At 57.5% G+C, this 21,971-nt stretch carries 18 protein-coding genes; 11 read left to right on the top strand and 7 right to left on the bottom strand.

The genetic code is table 11. The features are described 5' to 3' along the window. Positions 1 to 40: 40 nt before the first annotated feature. The 5 genes from QZ383_RS07175 to QZ383_RS07155 all read right to left on the bottom strand — a co-directional run bounded on the left by QZ383_RS07175 (position 41) and on the right by QZ383_RS07155 (position 4,601). Positions 41 to 499, bottom strand: coding sequence for a tripartite tricarboxylate transporter TctB family protein (locus QZ383_RS07175; protein ID WP_291444251.1), 459 nt, complete (start codon positions 497 to 499; stop codon positions 41 to 43). Further along, positions 492 to 2,045 (bottom strand): tripartite tricarboxylate transporter permease, encoded by a 1,554-nt coding sequence (locus QZ383_RS07170; RefSeq protein ID WP_291444249.1) that lies wholly within the window; start codon positions 2,043 to 2,045, stop codon positions 492 to 494. The genes QZ383_RS07175 and QZ383_RS07170 overlap by 8 nt, the downstream gene beginning before the upstream one ends. Positions 2,046 to 2,099: 54 nt before the next feature. Then, entirely contained in the window at positions 2,100 to 3,062 is a 963-nt protein-coding gene (locus QZ383_RS07165; protein ID WP_291444247.1) for a tripartite tricarboxylate transporter substrate binding protein, read from the bottom strand. Positions 3,063 to 3,151: 89 nt separating this feature from the next. Beyond that, positions 3,152 to 4,312, bottom strand: a complete 1,161-nt coding sequence (locus tag QZ383_RS07160; protein WP_291444245.1) for a UxaA family hydrolase — start codon at positions 4,310 to 4,312, stop codon at positions 3,152 to 3,154. 4 nt (positions 4,313 to 4,316) lie between these two features. Continuing rightward, positions 4,317 to 4,601 (bottom strand): UxaA family hydrolase, encoded by a 285-nt coding sequence (locus tag QZ383_RS07155; protein WP_192113150.1) that lies wholly within the window; start codon positions 4,599 to 4,601, stop codon positions 4,317 to 4,319. Between the two features lie 334 nt (positions 4,602 to 4,935). On the opposite strand from QZ383_RS07155, the gene QZ383_RS07150 reads away from it, so the two are divergent. The 11 genes from QZ383_RS07150 (at position 4,936) to QZ383_RS07100 (ending at position 19,704) form a co-directional block, all read left to right on the top strand. After that, on the top strand, positions 4,936 to 6,573 hold the full coding sequence (locus QZ383_RS07150) for a sigma-54-dependent Fis family transcriptional regulator (RefSeq protein WP_291444242.1): 1,638 nt from the start codon (positions 4,936 to 4,938) through the stop codon (positions 6,571 to 6,573). Positions 6,574 to 6,712: 139 nt separating this feature from the next. Next, positions 6,713 to 8,632 carry a SurA N-terminal domain-containing protein gene (locus QZ383_RS07145; RefSeq protein WP_291444241.1) on the top strand — a complete coding sequence of 640 codons (1,920 nt, stop codon included), beginning with the start codon at positions 6,713 to 6,715 and terminating at the stop codon, positions 8,630 to 8,632. 221 nt (positions 8,633 to 8,853) lie between these two features. Further along, entirely contained in the window at positions 8,854 to 10,683 is a 1,830-nt protein-coding gene (gene glmS, locus QZ383_RS07140) for a glutamine--fructose-6-phosphate transaminase (isomerizing) (RefSeq protein ID WP_291444240.1), read from the top strand. Between the two features lie 266 nt (positions 10,684 to 10,949). Further along, on the top strand, positions 10,950 to 11,744 hold the full coding sequence (locus QZ383_RS07135; RefSeq protein ID WP_291444238.1) for a type III pantothenate kinase: 795 nt from the start codon (positions 10,950 to 10,952) through the stop codon (positions 11,742 to 11,744). A 149-nt stretch (positions 11,745 to 11,893) separates the two neighbouring features. Further along, positions 11,894 to 13,195, top strand: a complete 1,302-nt coding sequence (eno, locus tag QZ383_RS07130) for a phosphopyruvate hydratase (protein ID WP_291444236.1) — start codon at positions 11,894 to 11,896, stop codon at positions 13,193 to 13,195. Between the two features lie 189 nt (positions 13,196 to 13,384). Further along, a complete protein-coding gene (gene folD, locus QZ383_RS07125; RefSeq protein WP_291444234.1) occupies positions 13,385 to 14,242 on the top strand; it encodes a bifunctional methylenetetrahydrofolate dehydrogenase/methenyltetrahydrofolate cyclohydrolase FolD in 858 nt (285 codons plus the stop codon). 24 nt (positions 14,243 to 14,266) lie between these two features. Further along, complete coding sequence (locus QZ383_RS07120; protein WP_291444233.1) at positions 14,267 to 14,707, top strand: DUF805 domain-containing protein; 441 nt, start codon at positions 14,267 to 14,269, stop codon at positions 14,705 to 14,707. Positions 14,708 to 14,847: 140 nt separating this feature from the next. Beyond that, positions 14,848 to 15,927, top strand: a complete 1,080-nt coding sequence (locus QZ383_RS07115; RefSeq protein WP_291444231.1) for an iron-containing alcohol dehydrogenase family protein — start codon at positions 14,848 to 14,850, stop codon at positions 15,925 to 15,927. Between the two features lie 96 nt (positions 15,928 to 16,023). Continuing rightward, positions 16,024 to 17,211, top strand: coding sequence for a DegT/DnrJ/EryC1/StrS family aminotransferase (locus QZ383_RS07110; protein WP_291444229.1), 1,188 nt, complete (start codon positions 16,024 to 16,026; stop codon positions 17,209 to 17,211). A gap of 95 nt (positions 17,212 to 17,306) precedes the next feature. Continuing rightward, positions 17,307 to 18,995, top strand: a complete 1,689-nt coding sequence (locus tag QZ383_RS07105) for a cytidine 5'-phosphate N-acetylneuraminic acid synthetase (protein WP_291444227.1) — start codon at positions 17,307 to 17,309, stop codon at positions 18,993 to 18,995. Position 18,996: 1 nt separating this feature from the next. Next, positions 18,997 to 19,704 (top strand): NTP transferase domain-containing protein, encoded by a 708-nt coding sequence (locus QZ383_RS07100; RefSeq protein WP_291444226.1) that lies wholly within the window; start codon positions 18,997 to 18,999, stop codon positions 19,702 to 19,704. Positions 19,705 to 19,947: 243 nt separating this feature from the next. Here QZ383_RS07100 and QZ383_RS07095 read toward each other — a convergent pair whose 3' ends face one another. Together QZ383_RS07095 and QZ383_RS07090 are read right to left on the bottom strand one after the other, a co-directional pair. After that, positions 19,948 to 21,363, bottom strand: coding sequence for a phospholipase D-like domain-containing protein (locus QZ383_RS07095; protein ID WP_291444224.1), 1,416 nt, complete (start codon positions 21,361 to 21,363; stop codon positions 19,948 to 19,950). A 144-nt stretch (positions 21,364 to 21,507) separates the two neighbouring features. Continuing rightward, positions 21,508 to 21,930 (bottom strand): universal stress protein, encoded by a 423-nt coding sequence (locus QZ383_RS07090; RefSeq protein ID WP_291444223.1) that lies wholly within the window; start codon positions 21,928 to 21,930, stop codon positions 21,508 to 21,510. Positions 21,931 to 21,971 lie beyond the last annotated feature (41 nt).

Raw genomic sequence — 21,971 nt, 5'->3', positions numbered from 1 at the left:
AATCACAATAAACTTGCCAATTTTATATCCTGGCATGTTTCTAAAAAAACAGGCCTGTTGGCGTTGGTACATTGAGCAACTTCACAAAACTGAGCCAGATCAGGATGCAAAAGACCAGGGAATACAGCGTGCTGACCTTGGCCAGATGCCAAATACCTTTGTTTTTATCTCCCAGAATCATGGATGTGCAAAAAATAAAGGCAGCCGTGCTGACAAAAAAACCAAGTACTGACAACAACACAGCGTAAACCAAGGCTATTGCCGCAATTATTGCTACCTTTTTCCAGGCAACGGATTCTGTTTCACAAGAAGAATTGTCACGCCGCTTCAGGTAGATCCCCTTACCGACAAACCACACCCCGCCAAGCGCGATCACTGTAAGAAGTGCCTCAGGAAAGACGCGCGTCACATCTTCCAGATCATGCATCTGCACGGCAAAAGCGGCGCTGATTGCCAGAAAGCACAGTCCGCACAGGATATCTTGATTACTTTTACACATTGGCGTTCTCCGGGCGTTCATCCTGACAGCGACATTTTGCTTCATTTTCCTGCATACGCAGTTTTTTCAGATGCAGCAGATACGGGGTGGCCAAAGAAAGCGCCAACGCAAGCACAAGCACCTTGCTGATGGTGCTGTTGAGCATGATGGCAGGGAGCCCGCCCGGCACGGAGTGGGCAAGATCAAGACACTTGCCAAGGTTTTCTTCAATCATGGGCCCCAGGATAACGCCCAGGGCCATTGCCCCGGTGTCCATGCCAAGCTTGCCGCCAAAAAAGCCCACAAAACCGAACACCATGACAACCCATATGTCGATTATGCTGTTGGAAATGGCATACGCACCAATATATGACAGAACCACAATACCAATGGCCACAAAGGTCAGCCTCAGCGTCAGCAGTTTTGCCATGCAGCGGCACAGAACAAAGCCAATGGGAATCATGAGCAGATTTACGGCAAACTGAGAAAAGATGAATGTGTATGCCAGTTCGCCTGTGGCAGAAAAAATTTTGAATCCGGGCTGGATGCCATGCGCCATAAGTGCCCCAAGGATCACGGCCGCAACTGCGCTGCCGGGAATCCCCAAGGTCAGCATGGGGATAAGAGAACCGCCGATGACCGCGTTGTTGGCGCTTTCAGACGCGGCAACACCCTCGATGCTTCCCTTGCCGTAAATGGAAGGATCTTTGGCCCAGCGTTTGCTTTCATTGTAGGCAATGATGGAGGCAATTTCCCCGCCTGCACCGGGCAGCATGCCCACCCACGTGCCAATAAGCGACGAGCGCAACAGAATTTTTTTGCATCGGCGGGCGAGGTATGAGGCTGTTCTTCCAAACGTGCCCTTGCGAGGATTGTAGTCAGCCACAAATGTTTTATCCGTACCAATCAGGTAAAGGACTTGCGAGAACGAGAACAGACCAATCATGCACGGAATGACGGAAACACCCTGAACAAGGCCGTAAGAACCAAAAGTGAACCTGGGTACGCCAGCATTGGGATCAATGCCAATGGTGGAGATAAGCAGCCCTATAGCGCCAGAAACAATACCCTTGCCCATATTCCCGGGGCTCATGACGGCGATGGTGCTCAAACCAAAAAGACACAGCCAGAAATTTTCCGGCCCGCCGAATTGCAGGGCGAATCGCGCCAGAGCGCCAGCAAGGAACAAAAGAAAGAACACACCCACAATGCCGCCAAAGGCAGAGGATAGCAGCGAGGTGTACAGGGCCTTGTCCGCTTCGCCGTGTTGCGTAAGCGGCCAGCCGTCAAAAGTTGTGGCAACAGAAGACGGCGTACCTGGCGTGCAGATAAGCACCGCCGAGTTGGAACCGCCGTAAATGGCGCCTACGTAAATGGCGCCGAGCATGACAAGGCCTGAGGTAGGATTCATGGCAAAGGTAGCAGGAACCATCAGGGCAACACCCATGGTGGCCGAAAGGCCCGGCAGGGCGCCAATGACTATGCCGCCTGTGAGGCCGACAATCATAAGGAAGATATTCAGGGGATCAATGAGGTTCAGAAGCGATGGAACGATAAACTCGGTCATATGTGGCTCCTGGGGACAGGATGGCCAGTCTGGTGTCCATCCTGTCCAAAAATTCTATTTGAGTAGGCCAGCTTCCGAGAGCAGAGCTTTGTCTTTTTCCTCGACAGAACGGATGTAGGCTGCTGTGGCAGCTCCATCCAGGTACTCAGCAGGTTGGCCGGCTTTTTTCATATCTGACAGATAGCCGGGATCGTTGCAGATTTTCTTAAAAGTTTCCCGCAAAAATGCCATTTTGTCTGCGGGAGTGCCCTTGGGGGCGGCAAAAATGCGGCGTATGTCAGAAACAAGGTCTATGTTTTGCTCACGCAGGGTCGGCACATCGGGCAGAAAGTCATTGCGTTTTTCTGCCGCAACATTGAGTACAGTAAATTCGTCAATGGAGCGCATGACATCGTTGATATTGCCAAAAATCAGGTCAACTTCGCCTCCAAGCAGGGCCGCGTTCTGGTCAGCGGCTCCTTTATAAAAAACACGGCTCAGTTTCACATCGGGGAAGAGTTTGTTGAACTCCAGGAACATCAGATGATGTCCGCTCAGCGGACCGACAAGCCCAACCCTGATTGCATTGGGAGAAGCCTTTGCGGCATCAATAATATCCTTGAACGACTTGAATTTACTTGACTTAAGCACGGCTATGCACTGGGGGTCGTTGACCACCTGGGCGATGTATTCAAAGCTGTCTGCATTGAATGAAGCACGCTGCGCGAGGGATTGAAGCACGAGATGCGGGATATTGAGGCCGCCAATGGTGTAGCCATCAGGGCTTGCCTTGGCTATTTCCGTAAAGCCGATAATGCCGCCAGCGCCGGGTTTATACACAAACACCCAGGGTTCTTTGACATATTTATCCCAGTATTTTTGCATGATCCGTGCTTGAACGTCACTGGAGCCACCTGCGGTAAAAGCAATGATCATGCTGACTGGTTTGTCTGGGTACGCGGCGGCAGCCGGATGGGCAGCCATTAAAATGAGGGAGAGGGCGAGGAAAAGGCAAGGTAATATGGCTTTGAACTTCATCTAGGCCTCCTTTTCGAAAGCAGTATCATTCCTTTTTGGGGGAAGAAAGTATCCTGGGAAAGCAACTTTCCCAGGATACATAACGCAACTTAAGCGCTTTCGTACAAACGGGTCATAATAAACTCTCTGTGTCCCAGAACTTCAGCGGAGGTATTGCGTCCGTTGCAGGTGCGGAACATCATTTCAAGCAGCTTGTCGCCAGCGGCATCGAGGTTTATTTCGCGGCGCAGAATGCCGGAAACGTCAACATCAATGTGCTCGCTCATGGTGCGCACGGTACGGGGGTTGGCCGAAAGTTTGATCACCGGCAGAATGGGATTGCCGATGATGTTGCCCTGGCCCGTGGGGAAAAAGTGCACCACAAAACCGGAGGCCGCGCAGAGCGTAACCATTTCAGCAGCGGCGGACGAGGAATCCATGAACCACAGGCCGGGGCCGGTGGGCATTTCAGCCTTGTCGAGGCAGCCGACAACAGGAGCTTTGCGGCCAATCTTCTGCACATTGCCCAGGGCTTTTTCCTCAATGGTGGTCAGGCCGCCTTCAATGTTGCCCTTGGTGGGCTGGGAGTCGCTGAGGTCGTCTGTTTTGTGGTCGTCCACAACTTTGGCGTAGCGGTCAAAAAAGGCCTTGAACTGGGCGCGTACTTCATCATTGGCGCAGCGTTCCATAACCAGATGCTCACCGCCGGTGATCTCAGTGGTTTCACCAAAGAGTGTGGTGGCGCCCTTTTCCCACAGTTTGTCAAAAGCATTACCAACGGTGGGGTTGGCGGCAATACCGGAGGTGGTGTCGGATTCGCCGCACTTGGTGGAGACCCACAGTTCGTTCACCTTGCATTCGGTGCGTTGCAATTCGGTGGCGAAGTGCATGAATTCCTTGGCCTTGCGGGAAGCGCTGCAAATGGTTTCAAGGTCGCCGTGCTGTTCGATGGCAAAGCCTTCAACGGGCTTGCCGGTCTTGGCGATACCGTCCACCACTCGCTTGGTCCATTGGGGTTCGATACCGATAACGATAACGGCGGCAACGTTGGGGTTGGAGCCCACGCCGATCAGCGTGCGGAAATGCAGGTCAAGGTCTTCGCCAAACTGGAGGCGGCCATAAGCATGGGGAAGAGCCAGGGTGCCCTTGACGTTGTTGGCTACCGCTTCGCAAGCGGCGTTGGAGAGGTCGTCCAGGGGCAGAATGATAACGTGGTTACGGATGCCCACGCGGCCATTTTCGCGGCGATAGGCCATAAATGTCTGTTGCATCAGATTACCACCTCTTGGTTTTGACGTTGTGGACATGCAGGTGTTCGCCACGCTTGATGGGCTGCACAACCTTGCCAATGTCGGTGCCGTACTTGATGACGGTGTCGCCCACAGCCATATCCTTAAGGGCAATCTTGTGGCCGATCGGAATGTCGTTCAGCGTTTCAAAGTCAATGCTCTGGTTTCCGTCCATGACCCAGCCATTGAGCTTGTCGCCTTTCTTCACCCCTTCGACAACGATAACACCGACGCTGTCGCCGGGTTCGTGAACCACAAAATGGGTTACCATACCGCTCTCCTTTAATAACATTGCTATAAAAAAGTTTTTTCAGGCAAAAACTTAATGGCAGCATGAGCAAAACAAGAGTATATTTTGCAAAATTATTAGTTTTGTATCTGTGGTATATTGTATATCCACACATAAATACCAATAATATTTTGTGCCTTTAAGCCTTGCTGTAGGGTATAGAGCAATTGGTGTGCCAAAAAATGTGTTGCTCGGTATCCTGCGAGAATAATGGATTTATTTTCACAAACTTGATTGAACAACCAGTGAAAGCTTTGATTTGTTGGTAAAATTGATTATATTTGGGCACAAAATTGCCCAAATACAGGCGGTTACTATGAAATATACAATTACACCCAAGGGGTTGAGCAATCCCTCTCTCACTGTAGGACAGGTTGTTCACCATCTGGCCCGCATTGTGGCAGGAAAAATCGACAGGAACGCTTTTTTTCAAATTTTATCAAAACAGATTCGTGAACTTTTTCACTACGACAGGTTTTGTATTAATCTTTATGACGCTGAAAGGGAATTTCTGAACCTGTTCACCGCTGCGGATGGAACCGTAGTAGAATCACTTTCAAATACTCGCATAGCGCGCAATACGGTGGCAGGTCTTGCCATATCCTCGCGCAAACCTGTTGTTATTAATGATCTTTCTGTGCATAATCTGGGTGATGGCCCCATGCCGCTCTCGTCAGTGGGCCTTAACGCAACTATTGCCCTGCCCCTGATCATCAACCGCGAGGTCATTGGCACGCTGCACGTTTCTTTTGTAAAACAGCCTGATAATATTGTTGAGATTCTGAACTTCCTCATTGAACTTACACCAGTGCTTACGGCTTTTCTGTTCGCAGTTCTGGCTGAGGAACGAACGGCAAAGGTAAGACCTGTGACGGAGCATTCCGGCAAAATACAGGATGACTCAAGCAGTATTCTACTGGAAACCAAGCTGCTCGAGACGCCGCCCATGGTGCGTACAATGGCTGTGGTGCGCAAAGTTGCAAAGCTGAATATTCCCGTGCTCATCACCGGAGAGACAGGCACGGGCAAAAGCATGCTGGCGCGCTGGCTGCACCGTCACAGCCCGCGGCGGGAAGAAAACTTCGTCAAGGTCAACTGCCCTTCCATCGCCCCCACGCTTTTTGAAAGCGAAATGTTCGGCTATGCAAAGGGTGCTTTTACCGGGGCCACAGCCAAGCGCATTGGCCGTATTGAACTGGCCCAGCACGGAACCCTGTTTCTGGATGAAATTGGCGAACTTGCGCCGGAAATGCAGAGCAAACTGCTACTGGTCATGGAAGAAAATTCCTTTGAGCGCGTGGGCGAGGCTGAATCCACGGGCGTGGACATCCGCGTAATTTCAGCCACCAATATTGATCTGGCAGCAGCCATGGCCGAGGGGCGTCTGCGGCGGGATCTGTACTACCGGCTCGGATCTGTGGTTGTGCGTATGCCCTCGCTGCGGGAGCGCAAAAGCGACATTCCCCTGTTTGTGGATCATTTTATCCATCAGTTCGCCAAGGAATACGAAATACGCCCTCCCCGGCTGAGCCGTTCCGTGGTGCAGGCACTGCACGGGCACTCATGGCCCGGCAATATCCGTGAACTGCGCAATGTGGTGAGCCGTATGCTGCTTCATTCGCTGGATTCGGCTGTCACGGAGGATTTTGTCCTGGAGGCCCTGCACCAGTGGGAACCTGAAACAGCGGAAAAACAGCCTTGCGAGTCAGCAGTTTCTGAGGTGGGCGAAATTTCCGGGAGCGTTGCTGCCCCGGTATCTGGCGGCCCAGGCAGCGTGCAGGCGACAGCCCCGGAGCGCCTCCCCACACTTGAAGAAAATGAGCGTGCCCATATTGAACGGGCGTTGCGCCAGTCCGGCGGGCGAATTTCGGGGCCGCGAGGAGCGGCGGTGCTGCTGGGCGTGCCGCGCTCTACCCTGCAACACAGGATGCGCAAGCTGGGCATGGACAGGTAACGTTTTTGCTCTCCGGCCTCTGTGCCGCAAGCCGGTAGGTGGCTATTTTCTTTCGTACTGTTCCTGTTGTTGAGTTTCCCACAGTTTGCGCTTATGATGCCTCCCTATCTTTTGGGAAATACCGCATCTCGGAGTAAGCATGCTTGAGTATATCCGTTCCAATTCGCAGTCTCTTGGCGTCAAACTGGCTTTTGGCCTCATTATCCTTGTCTTTGTTTTCTGGGGCGTGGGCAGTATGAAAGACCGGGGCGCGGGCAATGTGGTCGCCATGGTTAACAGCGAGCCCATTACCGTGCGTGATTTTGAACTCGCCTATCGCAATGCGGAAGAATCCGTGATGCGCAACAACCCCGGCGCAACGCGCGAGCAGGTTCGTCAGGGCCTTGGCCGTCAGGTGCTGCGTGATCTGGTCAGCCAGACTCTCGTGCGTCAGGAAGCTGCCAGCGCGGGCATTACCGTGACGCCGCTTGAGCTGCGCATTGCCGTGGGCCAGATTCCGGCCTTCCAGAACGCCAAGGGGCAGTTTGATCCCGAAGCGTACAAGCGCGTTTTGCAGATGCAGCGCATTTCGCCCGCGCAGTACGAGCACGACATGAGCGAAGACCTGCTGCGGCAGAAACTCTTTGCCCTGGTCACTGCCGCAGCGTGGCATGACCCTGCCGAAGCCCAGAACCGCTACAACTTTCTGCGTGAACAGCGGGTGCCTGACTACATCTTTATTCCTGCTGCCGATTTCATGGCAAACGCCAAGCCTTCGGATGCGGAAGTAGCCGCCTATTACGACAGCCACAAGGCTGAATTTGCCATTCCTCCCAAGGTGGACGTGGCCTACATTCGTATTTCGCCAGAAAATCTGGTCAAGCCCGAAGCCATCAGCGAGGCTGACGCCCGCAAGTGGTACGATGCCAATCTCTCCCGCTTCAACCAGCAGGAAGAGGTCAAGGCCTCTCATATTCTTGTGCCGCTGGCCGAAGACGCCGCCGAGGCGGACGTAAAGAAGGCCCAGGAATCTGCTGCGGCCATTGAAAAAGAACTCAAGAGCGGCAAAAGCTTTGCCGAAGTGGCCAATGCCCACAATGGTCCCAATGCTGCCGGCCCCGGCGGCGAGCTTGGCTGGATCAAGCGCGGCACCACGGTCAAGCCTTTTGAAGACACGGCCTTTGCCCTTGAGCCCGGCAAGGTTTCCGCACCTGTGCGCAGTCAGTTCGGTCTGCACATCATCAAGGTGGAGGAAAAGAAGGGCGGCGATACGCAGCCCTTTGCCAGCGTTGCCGCCGATGTGCGCAAGGCCATTGCCAAAGAACAGGGCGCAGACAAACTGCGCGATGTTCTTGATAACCTCATTGAAGACAACATCCTCGGCAAGCCGCTTGAAAAAAGCGCGCAGGCTCTGGGGCTGGAAGCCCAGCAAACGGGCATGGCCTCTGCGCAGGAACTGCAGCAAAAGATGGGCATCAACGCCGAAGCCGCCGCGAGTCTTGAAAAGACCCCGGCCAATTCGCCGGTGGACAGGGCGCTTGAAGCTGGCGATGCCTATGTGGTGGCCCGTGTGCTCAAGGCTGTGCCTGCATCCACCGCGCCGCTTGAAACTGTGAAAGATAAAATCACCGCCCGGTTGCAGGGCGAGAAGGCCCTTGCCGAAGCCATGCGCGCGGCAACGGAACGCCGCAAGAACCTTGCGGACGGCCCCATCAACCCTACCGTTAAGACGGGCATGGGCATCAAGACCGCCAACCCCATGGATCGAAGCGGAACCCTGGCAGAATTTGGGGCAGATCCCGAGCTTGCCGCGGCCCTGTTCCATGCCAAGGTGGGCCAGTGGCTGCCTGCGGCCTTTGCCGTCAACAGCCCCAAGGACGGTCAGGGCGCCGTGCTCGTGCATGTTGGCGCTGTGCAGCCTCCCGACCCCGCAGAATGGGACATGATCAAGGACATCATGGTCAATGCCGTGGAGCGCGAACGCCTTCAGGGCATGTATGAAACTTTCATGCAGCGCCTGCTTTCGACCGCCAAGGTTGAAGTGCACAACATGGATATTGTGGACAGAAAGAACATGTAGCTCTGCCCTGCCGATGGCCCACTGCCCCCGGCGCGCAGACGACAGACACATTGAACTCCCGACCGGAACCGCGTATTGCGGTTCCGGCCTTGCATATTTCCCCCCAACCCTCTCCGTTCTGGCGGCAGGGATATTTACAAAACGACATACCTACCTATTTCTCACAGGTCGACCGAGTGGTCTGTGAACGGGCCTTGCCCGGCGATAAAAGGAGGCACTCTATGTGCGGCATTATCGGTTATGCGGGTCACAGGCCTGCGGTACCCGTTGTAGTTGAGGGCTTGCGCCGTCTGGAATACCGTGGGTACGATTCTGCGGGCGTGGCTTTTGCCCGCCAGGGCGATCTGCATGTGGTGCGCGCCACCGGCAAGCTGGCCGCGCTGGAAGAAAAGCTCGCCCACGAAGAAGGCGTGACCACCCCCACGAGCGCCATGGGCCACACCCGTTGGGCCACGCACGGCGTGCCCGCCGAGCGCAACGCCCACCCCCACCGTTCTAACGATGGCACGCTCGCCATTGTGCACAACGGCATCATTGAAAATTATCAGGAAATCAAGGCTGGCCTGACGGCCAAGGGCTATACGTTCAGCTCCGAGACTGACACCGAAGTGCTGGTGAACTTTATCGCCGAACGCCGCAAGACCGAGCCTGACCTGCTGCACGCCTTTGCCGCCGCCCTGCGCGAAGCGCACGGCGCGTATGCGGTCTGCCTCATGGACAAAAACGAGCCCGGCGTCATCTACGCCGCGCGCATGTCTGCTCCGCTTATCTTTGGTCAGGGCACGGGCGAAAATTTTGTGGCCTCCGACATCCCGGCCTTTCTGCCTTACACGCGCCAGGTGGTGTTTCTGGAAGACGGCGAGCTGGTTCGCGCCACAGCCTCCGACTACGCCATCATGCGCCTTAAGGATCTGAGCCCGGTGCAGCCCGAGCCGCAGACCATCCAGTGGGACATGCAGGCCGCGCAAAAGGGCGGCTACCGCCACTTTATGCTCAAGGAAATTTTTGAGCAGCCCCGCGTTATCACTGATGGCCTCACGGGCCGCATTGAAGGCGACCACAGCGATGTGCGCCTTGCGGAGCTGGACAGCCTGCCTGTGCCGCGTCGCCTGCACATCGTGGCCTGCGGCACGTCTTACCATTCCGGCCTGTGGGGGCGGCATCTGCTGGAGCATTGGGCGCATGTGCCCGTGCAGGTGGAAATCGCCTCCGAGTTCCGCTATCGGGACACCCTGCTGCTGGATAAGGACGACATGGTGCTCGTCATCAGCCAGAGCGGTGAAACCGCCGATACCTTGGCTGCCCTGCGCATTGCCAAGGAAAAGGGCGTGACCGTGCTTGGCCTGTGCAACGTGGTGGGATCGTCCATCGCGCGCGATGCCTCCGCGGTGCTCTACACCCAGGCCGGGCCTGAAATCAGCGTGGCCTCCACCAAGGCCATGTGCAGCCAGATGCTCATGCTGGCCCTCATGGCCCTGTACTGGAGCAAACGCAACGGCACCATGTCTGCGGACGAGCGCCGCAAGATCATCGACATGCTGGAAAACCTGCCCGCGCTGCTGGACGCCTCGTTGCCCGCCATGCACGAAAAGGCGCGCGAGCTTTCGCGCAAGTATGCCCAGGCCCGCAATTTCTTCTACCTTGGACGCGGTCATTGCTACTCCCTGGCTCTGGAGGGCGCGCTGAAGCTCAAGGAACTTTCGTACATACATGCGGAAGGCTATGCGGCTGGCGAAATGAAGCACGGCCCCATTGCCCTGATCGACCCCTCGTTCCCCACCTTTGCCCTGGCGCTGGACGATGTCCTGTTGCCCAAGGTGAAGTCCAACATGGTTGAAGTGCAGGCCCGGCAGGGCAAGGTTATCGCCCTGACCAACGAAGGTTTTGACCTTGGCGCGGAAGATACCTGGGTTATCCCCTCCCTGCCCGCGCCTCTGGCGGGCTTTATGGCCCTGCCCGCGCTCCAGCTTTTCAGCTATGAAACCGCCGACTACCTCGGCAAGGATGTGGACCAGCCCCGCAACCTGGCCAAGAGCGTAACGGTGGAATAGACATATCAGCTCCGGCGGGCATTGCGCTGCCGAGAAGCCAGTTGCCCCGCGCCTGTCGTGCCAATGTATCCGCACGGCAGGCGCGGGGCTTGACGTGGTGACTCTGTTGCCCGGCCTGCCCGGCCTGCCCGGTCTTCCGGTGTTATTTTCAATCACGCCTGGCAGGCAATTGCCCCGTAATGCCCTGATTCTGTGCGGCTTGCCTAGTGCGGGCAAATTGGGCATAATCCGGCTCTGTAACCTTTCAGGCCTTTGCGGAGGCGCACATGCAGCCCGAGATTCTGCTTTTCGACATAGGCAACACATCCATCAAAATTGGGCTGGGCAACGAGCGCCATGTGCTGACCTCGTACACCCTGCGCACCGATACCGCCCAGTCGGCGGACAATTTTGGTCTTACCCTTCTCACTCTTTTGCAGCATGCGGGCGTTGCGCCAGCGCAACTCAAAGCCTGCGTTGCGTCATCTGTCGCGCCCGGTTTTGATCCCCTGCTGCGTGAAGCAGTTGCCCGCTATGTGGGCTGCCCTTTGCAACGCGTGGGCAAAGAACTGCCGGTTCCGCTTGAAAACCGTTATGAACGCCCTGCGGAAGTGGGCGCGGACAGACTGGTAGGGGCTTACGCTGCGCGCCGTATGTATCCGGAAACGCCCTCTCTGCTTATTGTCGATTTTGGCACGGCAGTGACCATCGACTGTGTGAGCGGCGATGCCTACATGGGCGGCCTGATTTTTCCCGGCCCGCGCACAGCCCTGACCGCGCTTTCGCGCGAGGCCGCCAAGCTGCCAATAGTTAACCTTGACGTGCGTGCCAACGAGCCAACACCTGGCCGCAATACCACCACCAGCATCCAGCACGGCATTGTTTTTGGCTTTGCCTGTATGGTCGAGGGCCTCACGCAGCGCCTCAAACGGCAGATGTCCGGCCCGGTCAAGGTGCTTGGCACAGGGGGCTTTGCCTCCTCCATCGCCAGGGTCAGCAACGTGTTTGATCAGGTGCTGCCCATGCTCCTGCTCGAGGGCCTGCGCAGACTGCACTATGAAGAACCCGCCACTGACGAATAGTGTTTGAATACAGCCCGCCAGGCGGGGTTTCTGGCTTTGAACAGACGTTCACGGGCAAAATTTCTGATCGACTTATCCGCAGACCATTGGCCTTTGCACCGTGGTACGCATTTTCGTAAACAAGCCCGCCAGGGCAAAAGGAGTAGACAATGAGCAGCATTGCTTCTGTTTATGGCCGTGAGATTCTCGATTCGCGCGGCAACCCCACTGTTGAAGTGGAAGTGACGCTGGAATCTGGTCACAGTGCCCGCGCTGCGGTGCCCTCCGGGGCCTCCACGGGCAGCCGCGAAGCCCTGGAAATGCGTGATGGCGACAAGAGCCGTTTTGGCGGCAAGGGCGTGACCAAGGCTGTTGACAACGTCAACGGCGAAATCGCCGAGGCCATCGTTGGCATGGACGTGCTGCGTCAGGTGCAGATCGACAACACCCTTATCGATCTTGACGGCACCGACAACAAATCCCGCCTTGGCGCCAACGCCATGCTGGGCGTTTCCATGGCCTGCGCGCGCGTGGCTTCCGAATTTCTTGGCCTGCCGCTCTACAAGTATCTTGGCGGCATCAACGCCAAGGTGCTGCCCGTGCCCATGATGAACATCATCAACGGCGGCGCGCATGCTCCCAACAATCTGGATATTCAGGAATTCATGATCATGCCCGTGGGGGCCATGACCTTCCGTGATTCCCTGCGCATTGGCGCGGAGATTTTCCACACCCTTCAGGCAATCCTCAAGAAGGACGGCCACGTGACCAGCGTGGGCGACGAAGGCGGCTTTGCCCCCAACCTGAAGAACCATGACGAGGCCTTTACCTACATCATTAAGGCCATTGAAGAAGCGGGCTACAACCCCGGCTCCGAAGTGGCTCTGGCCATCGACGCTGCGGCCAGCGAATTTTACAAGGACGGCAAGTACGTGCTCGGCGGCGAAGGCAAGACCTTCAATAATGCCGAAATGAGCGACTGGCTGGCCGAATTCACCCAGAAGTACCCCCTCATCTCCATTGAAGACGGCATGGCCGAAAGCGATTGGGACGGCTGGGGCATGCTGACCGCCTCCCTGGGCGACCATATCCAGCTGGTGGGCGACGACGTGTTCGTGACCAACCCCGCCATCCTGGCCGAGGGCATTGATCAGGGCGTGGGCAACTCCATCCTCATCAAGCTCAACCAGATCGGCACAGTTACGGAAACTCTGGACACCATCGAAATGGCCAAGGAAGCTTCGTACAGCACCGTTGTTTCGCACCGCTCCGGCGAGACCGAAGACAGCTTCATTGCCGACCTCGCCGTGGGCGTCAACGCCGGGCAGATCAAGACCGGCTCGCTCTGCCGTTCCGAGCGCATGGCCAAGTACAACCAGTTGTTGCGCATTGAAGAAGAACTGGACGACGATGCGGACTTCTTCGGCCCCATCATGGCTGAATACTATCTCCAGGCAGAAGACGAAGACTAGGTTTATCCGCCCGCAGATCAGGCCGCTCTACGGCAGGGTCTGCGGGCTTTTCACAAGCTGATCGCGTATGGACCTCCAACCCGCGCGCAACCATATTGGAAGGGCGCGGGTACCACCAGCGACCGTCGCACCGGCCGAGCGCGGCGGTCGCCCTGTTTGCGGCGGCTATCTTATTTTTTGGAGTTTGACATGATCTTGATTGACGGCAAAAAAACCGCCGCCGACATCCGGGCGGAGCTTGGCGCGGAAGTGGCCGCCGCCTGTGCCGTGGGCCATCGTGCGCCTGGCCTTGCGGTTATCCTTGTGGGCGAAGACCCTGCCTCGCAGGTCTATGTGCGCAACAAGGAACGCGCCTGCGCCGAAGCTGGCATTGTTTCCTTCCCGCACCATTTGCCCGCCACCACCAGCCAGCAGGATCTGTTGCGGCTCATTGCCGAGTGCAACGCCAATCCCGCTGTGGACGGCATCCTGCTGCAACTGCCCCTGCCCAAGGGGCTGGACGCGCAGGAATGCCTGCTGGCCATTGATCCGGAAAAGGACGTGGACGGTTTCCACCCTGTGAGCGTGGGCCGCCTTTCGCTGGGCTTGCCAGGTTTTGTCTCCTGCACGCCCGCCGGGGTCATGGAACTGCTGCGCCGCTACGACCTGCCCACCAGCGGCAAGAAGGCCGTGGTTGTGGGCCGCTCCAACATTGTGGGCAAACCGCTGGCCATGCTGCTGGCCCGTTCTGGCCGTTTTGGCGACGCCACGGTGACAGTATGCCATTCGCGTACGCCCGATCTTGCCGAGCAGTGCCGTCAGGCCGATTTTCTGTTTCTTGCCATGGGCAGGCCGCGCTGCATCACAGGCGACATGGTGCGCCAGGGCGCGGTGGTCATTGATGTGGGCATCAACCGCACTCCCGAAGGTCTGTGCGGCGATGCGGACTTTGCCAGCGTAAGCCCCAAGGCGCATGCCATCACGCCTGTGCCCGGCGGCGTCGGCCCCATGACCATTGCCATGCTGCTGAGCAATACCGTGCAGTCGTGGCGGCAGCACCGGGCCTGATCTTGCCCGCTGGAGGGAGAGCGCATGGAATTCAGGGATGCCGTAAAATTCTGCCTGACCAAGAAGTATTGCAGCTTTAAGGGCCGGGCCTCGCGCTCCGAATTCTGGTGGTTCTGCCTGTTCACGCTGCTGATCAATATTGCAGTGGCCATTGTGGGCGCTATTGCGCCAGCGCTGGCTTCCATCATCAGCGCCGTGCAGGCCCTGTGGCTGTTGCTGCCAACGGTGAGCGTGTCAACGCGCAGGCTGCACGACCGCGACCTTTCCGGCTGGTGGCAGGCACTGCCTGCGGTCTTGATGCTGCCTGCCCTGATCGGCCTGGTGACTGATGCCGAGTGGCTGTACATTGTGGCGGCCCTGGCCGTGGGCATCGCGAGCATCGGGCTGATGGTCGTATATGCGCTTAAAGGAACCTCCGGACCCAACCGTTTTGGCCCTGATCCACTTGACGACAGCGGGGTCTGAGGGCCAACATAGCATGGTTGTGCCGCCCTTCGGCGACAACAGGCGAAAATCCGCGCCAATGGCCCATTGCAGGCCATCTTGCCAGACGTTCGGCTATAGCGTATGGCCCGGTCATCATCTGCCATATTGAGAGGGCAACTATGTTTCGCAACGCAAAGAATGTCGGTTACTATATGATTGGTTCGGGCAGCCTTGCCCAGCTTGGCGATCTGATCGGCGCGCGCCGCGCCGCAGTGAACGGCCCTGCCGTGTTCTTTATTGACCATTTTTTTGAAGGCAAGGATCTCATTGCCAAGCTGCCCGTGGAAAGCAAGGACATGGTGGTCTATGTGGACACCACCAGCGAGCCCACCACTGACAGCATTGACGGCTACACCGACAAGGTGAAGGCCTTCCTTAACGGCACGGCCCCTTGCGCCCTGCTGGCTTTTGGCGGCGGCTGCGTTCTTGATACCTGCAAGTGCGTGGGCAACCTGCTGAACAACCCCGGCAAGGCTGAAAACTATCAGGGATGGGAACTGGTCAAGAACCCCGCTCCCTACAAAATCGCCGTTCCCACCCTTTCCGGTACGGGTTCCGAAACCTCGCGCACTGGTATCATCTGCAACGAGGAAAAGAACATCAAGCTGGGCATGAACAGCGACTACACCATGTTTGAACAGGTGCTGCTCGACCCTGACCTCACCGCCAGCGTGCCGCGCAACCAGTATTTCTACACGGGTATTGATACCTACATGCACTGCTTTGAGAGCATCACCGGCTCTTACCGCAACGTGGTGGTGGATTCCCTGGCTGAAAAGGCCATTGACCTCAGCAAGCAGGTCTACCTTTCCAGCGACATGATGAGCGATGAAAACCGCGAAAAGCTCATGATCGCCTCCTTCCTGGGCGGCATGGCCGCCGGTTTCGTGGGCGTGGTGCATCCCCTTTCCGCTGGTCTCAGCATGGTGCTGCACATGCACCACGGCATTGCCAACTGCCATGCCCTCACCGTGCTGGAAGACATCTACCCCAATGAGTACAAAGACTTTATGGCCATGATGGAACGCCAGGGCATCGACCTGCCCAAGGGCATCTGCCAGGGCCTTACCGATGCACAGTACGATGCCCTTTACGGCGCCAGCATTGTGCACGAAAAGCCCCTTTCCAATCGCCTTGGGCCGGATTTCAAAAAGATCCTCACCAAAGAAAACGTTATCGAGCGCTTCAAGCGCATGTAGCCGCGCGCGGCGCAACCAGCGCCTCCGCTTGCAGTGATAACCGCATATTGTGCGCCGTCGGGCCTTCCGGCGGCGCATTTGCCACAAGGAGTCCTCATGGACCTTAAAGTGAATTTCAGTGGCCGCGCCATCCGCTACACGGAAGAAGAAATCGCCGTGGTTGTCGATGTCATGCGCAATGCCGACACGCTCACCCAGGGCGTGCACATGCGTGATTTTGAAAGCAAGTTTGCCAGCTATCAGTGCGTTGCCCAGGGCAGCTGCTTTGTGACCATGAACGGCGTTTCGGCTCTGGAACTTTCGGCCCAACTGTGCCGCTTCAAGCCCGGCGATGAAGTTGTCATGCCTTCGCATACCTTTACGGCCTCTGCCTACCCCTACATCAAAAAGGGCGCCACAATGGCCTGGGCTGACGTTGACCTTCTTACCCGGGTCGTCACAGCCGAAAGCATCGAAAAAGCCATTACGCCCCGCACCAAGGCCGTTGTGGTGGTGCACCTGTACGGTTATGTGGCAGACATGGTCGGTATTGCCGCCCTGTGCAAAGAGCGCGGGCTTATCCTCATTGAAGACGCGGCCCAGTCCATCGGCTCCGAGCTGAACGGCAAAAAGGCTGGCAGCTTTGGCGACATGGCCGTTTTCTCCTTCCATTCGCACAAGAACCTCACCACTCTTGGCGAGGGCGGCATGCTCTATGTGCGCGATCCCAAGCTGGCGGCCCTTGTGCCCACCCTGCGCCACAACGGGCATTGCGGCTATGACTTTGAGCGGCCCGACTACTGGAAGCCTGCCATGGGCAACGTCGATCTGCCCATGCTGGACGGGGAACCCCTGCAACCCAACAACTATTGCCTTGGCGAAGCGGAATGCGCGCTTGGGGCCAAGCTGCTTGAGCGTATCGACGCCATCAATGACGAAAAGCGCGCCCGCGCCCTGCGCTTCATTGATGCGCTGGCGGACTTTCCCGAGCTGGAGTTCCACCGCGAGGATTCCCGCCGCCACAACTATCACCTGCTGGCCGCGCGTATGACCACGGGCACCGAAGCCCGCGACCGCTTTATCCGCGCCATGTTCAATGAAAAAGGCGTGAAGTGCGTGGTGCAGTACATTCCGCTCGACCGCTACGATTACTACCGCCGTCTGGGCATGGGCAAGGCCGACTGCCCCAATGCCGACACCTTCTTTGACGCCATGATTTCCTTCCCCTTCCAGCACTGGCTGACGGATGAGGAATTTGACTACATGCTGGCCTCCACCCGCGAGGTTCTGGCCAGCCTGCGCTAACGCGGCCTGTATTGCCCCGGACGGCATCGGAATTTACGATGTTGTCCGGGGTTTGCTCACTGCGCCCTGTTCCTTCCGCACAGCAGAGAACACACGTGAAAGAACGCTGCATCGTCATACCTGCCATCAAGAAAAATGCCGTCATTCCTGACCAGCTTGTTAAAAAACTGGCCGGGGTTACGCTTGTGGAACGGGCCGTCAATACCGCGCGCGGCGTCTTGCCCGGCGATGATATTGTTGTGCTGACCGACAGCCAGGAAATCGCGCTCATCTGCGAACGCGCGGGCGTGCGGCACCACTGGAACAAGGATCTGCGGTTCACCAGCCTTGATATCGTCACCGAAATGCGCGGGCTGCTGACAGAACTTGCGCGGGAATACGAGCACTGCATGATTTTGCGCGCCTCCTGCCCTCTGCTCACCTGGGTGGACGTGGAAGACGCCTGGAAGCGCTTTCGCGAGGCACAGGCCGATAGCCTGGTGACGGTCAAAAGCATGCGCCAGCGCATCTGGAATGTGCAGGGCGAAGGGCTTGAGAGCCTGCTGGACGAAGACGCTGGACACGACAGCGAAAAAATGCTGGTGGTGGAAAGCCGCGCGCTGATCATTTTGCGTCTTGCCCTGCTGGACAAGGCCAACGGCCACACACTGGAGCGCGGCAAGATCGTGCCGTATTTTCTCAACGACAGGGCCATTGAAATTCAGGGCTATCAGGACTGGTGGATCTGCGAGCACCTTTTGCAACGGCGGCATGTGGTCTTTGTGGTGGCGGGCTGGCCCGCCATCGGCATGGGGCATGTGTTCCGCGCGCTGATGCTGGCGCACGAGATCACCAATCACAAGATCAGCTTTGTCTGTACGCGCGAGAGCGAGCTGGCGGTGGAAAGCATTGCCCGCAAGGACTACAAGATCGTGCGTCAGGGCAACGAGGAGCTGGCAGACACAGTGCTGCGCCTGCGGCCCGACCTTGTGGTCAACGATATTCTGAACACCACGGCGGCCTACATGGCGCGCCTGACCACGGCTGGCGTGCGCTGCGTCAATTTTGAGGATGAAGGCCCCGGCGCGGACTGGGCGCGGCTGGTGGTCAATGCCCTGTACGAAGACAGGGACAGCAACGAGCGCCTGCGTTACGGGCCGGATTATTTTTGCCTGCGGGATGAGTTTCTGGGCGCGGCGCGCAATCCCTTCCGTCCCGAACTCAGGACAGTGCTCATCACCTTTGGTGGCACGGATCTCAACGACTGCTCGCGCCGGGTGCTGGACATCATCGAACCCATCTGCCGGGCCTACGGCATCCGCATCCGCCTTGTGGCGGGGCCGGGCTATGCCCACAAGGAAGCCATGGAGGCGCATCTGGCACGGCTGGATAACCCGCTGGTGGAATTTACCTGGGCCACCAATGTCATGAGCCGCATGATGGAAGGGGCCGACCTCGCCATCTGCTCCGCAGGGCGCACGGTGTACGAGCTGGCCCATATGCGGATTCCCTCAATGGTGCTGGCCCACCACGAGCGCGAGGCGCGCCACACCTTTGCCCGCCCCCGCAACGGCTTTGCATTTGTGGGCATTATGGACAGGGTCAGCGATGCCAAAATTCGCAATGTTTTTCTGGCCATGCTCAAGAATCCCCGGCGCAAACGCTTTTGGGATCGCCAGAACTCCCTTAATTTTACGGCCAACAAGGGGCGCGTTGTAGCCCTTATGCAGAATATCCTGCAGGAAGGCGCAGCCGCCCCTCAGGCGGCGGAAAATGCCGCTCCCGTAGAACCGCAGCAAGCATAACATGCTCCACAAAGGAACACCCATGCGCAAGACCGGCAAGGTTATAGCCATTGTTCAGGCCCGCCTCGGCTCCACGCGGCTCCCCATGAAATCACTGCTCTGTCTGCGTGATGTGCCCGTTATCGACTGGGTAACGCGGCGGCTGGCGCAGGCGGCAAAGCTTGACGGCATCATGGTGGCTGTGCCGGATACGCCTCTTGACCGTGTGCTCATGGAGCATCTGCAAAGGCGCGGCGTACCCTGCGTTGCCGGTTCGGAGGACGATGTGCTGGCGCGGTTCTGTCTGGCGGCTCGCACGGCGGACGCCGGGCGCGTGGTGCGCGTGTGCGCCGATAATCCGCTCATCTGGAGCGGGGCCATTGACCGGTTGGTGGATTTTTACGATCAGGGCGGCTGGGACTATGCCTATAACCATATTCCGCGCAACAACCTCTGGCCCGATGGCCTGGGTGCGGAAATCCTTTCGCGCGAGCTGCTGGAAGAACTGGACGCCAAGGCCACCCAGACCTCGCAGCGCGAGCACTGCCTCAACTACATATGGGACAATGCCGCCAGCTTTAAAATAGGCACGTTTGATCCGGAAGAAGACTGGCTGCGCCGCCCCGAACTCAAGCTGGATATGGACAGGTCTGACGACTTCTGCCGTCTGGCGCTCAAGCCCATCCACCCCGACATGGACGCAAGGGACATTGTGCGCGTGTTTGGCTAAGGGCCGTTTCTCAATAATTCTTTTGGCCGATTACTGCGTCATCCAGCATTTTTTACTCCAGTCATGGACAGAAAGCGTCCACTCCTGTCGTAAAAAATACTGTTTTCCTTGTCCTCGGCGCAAAATCTTTTATTGAGAAAACAGCCCCCAGTTTGGTTCAGGGATGCATGCTCAGGCCCCCAAGGTGTTTTTTTGGCCCATAATGCGGGTTGAGAGACGCCTTGGGGGTTTTTGCGTGGGTGGTTACAGATAGGGAGAAAATATCCAGCAGGCGGCATTGCGCAGCTTTACAGGCAGGGGCAGGGCGGTAAGGTAATCCCTGGTGATTTCGCGTCCCGTGATGATGGCCCGGTCTATGTGGCCGGTGATCTGGTCGTGCACGTCCGGGTTGAACACTTCCATGTTCAGCTCAAAATTCAGTCGCAGGCTGCGGGCGTCCAGATTGGCCGAACCTATCTGCGAATAGTAGCCGTCCACGGCCAGCAGCTTGGTGTGGGCAAAGGGGGGCTGCTGGTACCACACGCGCACGCCAGCTTCCAGCAGGGTGGGCAGCAGGCGGTATTGCGCCCAGTGCACGTAGAACAGATTGTTTTTTTCAGGCAGCACAACGCGCACGTCCACGCCGCGTTGCCCGGCGGAGCGCAGTGCGGAGACAAGACCGTGCGAGGGCAGAAAGTAGGGCGTCATGATGCGCACGGAGCGCCGGGCCGCATTGATGACGGCGCAGTAGATGTCGTTGAGGATATCTGCCTCGGAGCCGGGGCCGTCCATAATGATACGGCAGCGGCTTTCGCCGCGCGGCAGGGTGGTGGCTGGCGGCAGGGGGGTGTAGTTATTGGTGCAGAAACCCCAGTTGAGCAAAAATGCGCGGCGCAACTGGTCCACAATGGGGCCTTCGCACTGAAAGTGCATGTCCTGCACGTACTTGGCCTTGCCTGCGGCGATGTTGTCGTCCGCAATGTTCATGCCGCCGGTAAAGGCCACGGTGTCGCACACCAGCATTTTGCGGTGGTTGCGCAGGTTGATGCTGAAATTGGGCGGAAGCAGGCGCGGCGGCATGAACAGAGCCACGCGCACCCCGCGTTTGGCAAGCTTTTTCCAGGGCTTGCGCAGGGAATAGAGCATGCCGATGCCGTCCACCAGCAGGCGGGCGTCCACGCCGCGTTCCGCAGCACGGGCCAGGGCCTCGCCAAAGGCGGTTGCAACCTGACCTGCGTTGAAAATATAAGTGCAGAGAAAAACGTGATCCTTGGCATTGTCTATGGCCGCAAGCATGGCCGGGTAGGCCTGATCGCCGTTGCGCAATGGGGTGACGGTATTGCCGGTGCTCAGGTGCTGCTCGGTGAGTACACGCCCGATGTGTTCCATGCGGGCTATGCTGTCAGGGATATTTTCCGGTGGAACCTTGGAAAAGGGCGGGTGGGCGTAATCCGGCTCCAGAGGTTGCTGCCGCCGCATGATGCGGCTGGCCCTGCTTTCTGCCCTGCTGATGCCAAAGCAGGCGTACAGAATGGGGCCTACAACAGGCAGAAACAGGGCCGTGACAGTCCAGCCAAGGGCGGCCCGGGGGTCATGTTTGGTCAGCAGGGCATGGCAGACGGCAACCCACGAAAGTATGTGGGCGACAATGAGGCCCAGTGTTTCAAAAAATAGCAGCATTGTTTTTCCACAGTGAGAGCGCGTCAGCAGTGGGTGCGCGCGGTTAAAGGCCGGACGGCGCAGGGCGTTTGCGTAAAGGGCTCGTTATGTTGCAGCCTTTGCAAACATTTTGCGCCGCCTCAGCCAACACATGTGGCGCTGTGCCTAGCGGCGTATGGCCAGCAGCGGTGTATCGGTATTGCGCAGAACACGCTCTGTGATGGAGCCGAGCAGCATGTCTTGCAGCCCGTCGCGTCCGTCAGTGAACATGATGATAAGGTCTGCATTTTCCTCATGCGCCACGCGAATGATGGTTTCAGCCGTGGTGCCTTCTTCTACGCGGCAGCGCACAGACCCGGCGGGTTTTTCCATTTCCGCCACCACTGTGTTCAGCAGGGTCTGTCCCTTGGCCTTCTGTTCGGCCAAAAGCTCGGCGTGGGCTTCGCCACCCACAATCTGGGGCAGCGGCTCAAAAATATGCAGGAGGACAATATCGCCGCAGGCAAGGTTTTTGGCGTGATTCAGGGCCGACTTGGCACGGTCCAGGCCGTTTTTGCCGCTCACTGGAATAAGAATGGTCTTGTACATGGCTTCCCTTGGGTCAAAGGTTTATCTTAATGCTGGTTGCG

Source organism: Desulfovibrio sp. (assembly GCF_019422935.1).
Lineage (GTDB): Bacteria > Desulfobacterota > Desulfovibrionia > Desulfovibrionales > Desulfovibrionaceae > Desulfovibrio.
The sequence above is the reverse complement of the archived record's forward strand: the minus strand, read 5'-3'. Positions and strand labels throughout refer to the sequence as shown.

Excerpts from the sequence above, each read along its gene's own strand:
- QZ383_RS07170 (WP_291444249.1), bottom strand. The coding sequence starts at position 2,045 with ATGACCGAGTTTATCGTTCCATCGCTTCTGAACCTCATTGATCCCCTG.
- QZ383_RS07090 (WP_291444223.1), bottom strand. The coding sequence starts at position 21,930 with ATGTACAAGACCATTCTTATTCCAGTGAGCGGCAAAAACGGCCTGGAC.
- QZ383_RS07135 (WP_291444238.1), top strand. The coding sequence starts at position 10,950 with ATGCAGCCCGAGATTCTGCTTTTCGACATAGGCAACACATCCATCAAA.
- QZ383_RS07165 (WP_291444247.1), bottom strand. The coding sequence starts at position 3,062 with ATGAAGTTCAAAGCCATATTACCTTGCCTTTTCCTCGCCCTCTCCCTC.
- folD (WP_291444234.1), top strand. The coding sequence starts at position 13,385 with ATGATCTTGATTGACGGCAAAAAAACCGCCGCCGACATCCGGGCGGAG.
- QZ383_RS07100 (WP_291444226.1), top strand. The coding sequence starts at position 18,997 with ATGCTCCACAAAGGAACACCCATGCGCAAGACCGGCAAGGTTATAGCC.
- QZ383_RS07145 (WP_291444241.1), top strand. The coding sequence starts at position 6,713 with ATGCTTGAGTATATCCGTTCCAATTCGCAGTCTCTTGGCGTCAAACTG.
- QZ383_RS07115 (WP_291444231.1), top strand. The coding sequence starts at position 14,848 with ATGTTTCGCAACGCAAAGAATGTCGGTTACTATATGATTGGTTCGGGC.
- QZ383_RS07095 (WP_291444224.1), bottom strand. The coding sequence starts at position 21,363 with ATGCTGCTATTTTTTGAAACACTGGGCCTCATTGTCGCCCACATACTT.
- QZ383_RS07160 (WP_291444245.1), bottom strand. The coding sequence starts at position 4,312 with ATGCAACAGACATTTATGGCCTATCGCCGCGAAAATGGCCGCGTGGGC.
- eno (WP_291444236.1), top strand. The coding sequence starts at position 11,894 with ATGAGCAGCATTGCTTCTGTTTATGGCCGTGAGATTCTCGATTCGCGC.
- QZ383_RS07120 (WP_291444233.1), top strand. The coding sequence starts at position 14,267 with ATGGAATTCAGGGATGCCGTAAAATTCTGCCTGACCAAGAAGTATTGC.
- QZ383_RS07175 (WP_291444251.1), bottom strand. The coding sequence starts at position 499 with ATGTGTAAAAGTAATCAAGATATCCTGTGCGGACTGTGCTTTCTGGCA.
- glmS (WP_291444240.1), top strand. The coding sequence starts at position 8,854 with ATGTGCGGCATTATCGGTTATGCGGGTCACAGGCCTGCGGTACCCGTT.
- QZ383_RS07150 (WP_291444242.1), top strand. The coding sequence starts at position 4,936 with ATGAAATATACAATTACACCCAAGGGGTTGAGCAATCCCTCTCTCACT.
- QZ383_RS07110 (WP_291444229.1), top strand. The coding sequence starts at position 16,024 with ATGGACCTTAAAGTGAATTTCAGTGGCCGCGCCATCCGCTACACGGAA.
- QZ383_RS07155 (WP_192113150.1), bottom strand. The coding sequence starts at position 4,601 with ATGGTAACCCATTTTGTGGTTCACGAACCCGGCGACAGCGTCGGTGTT.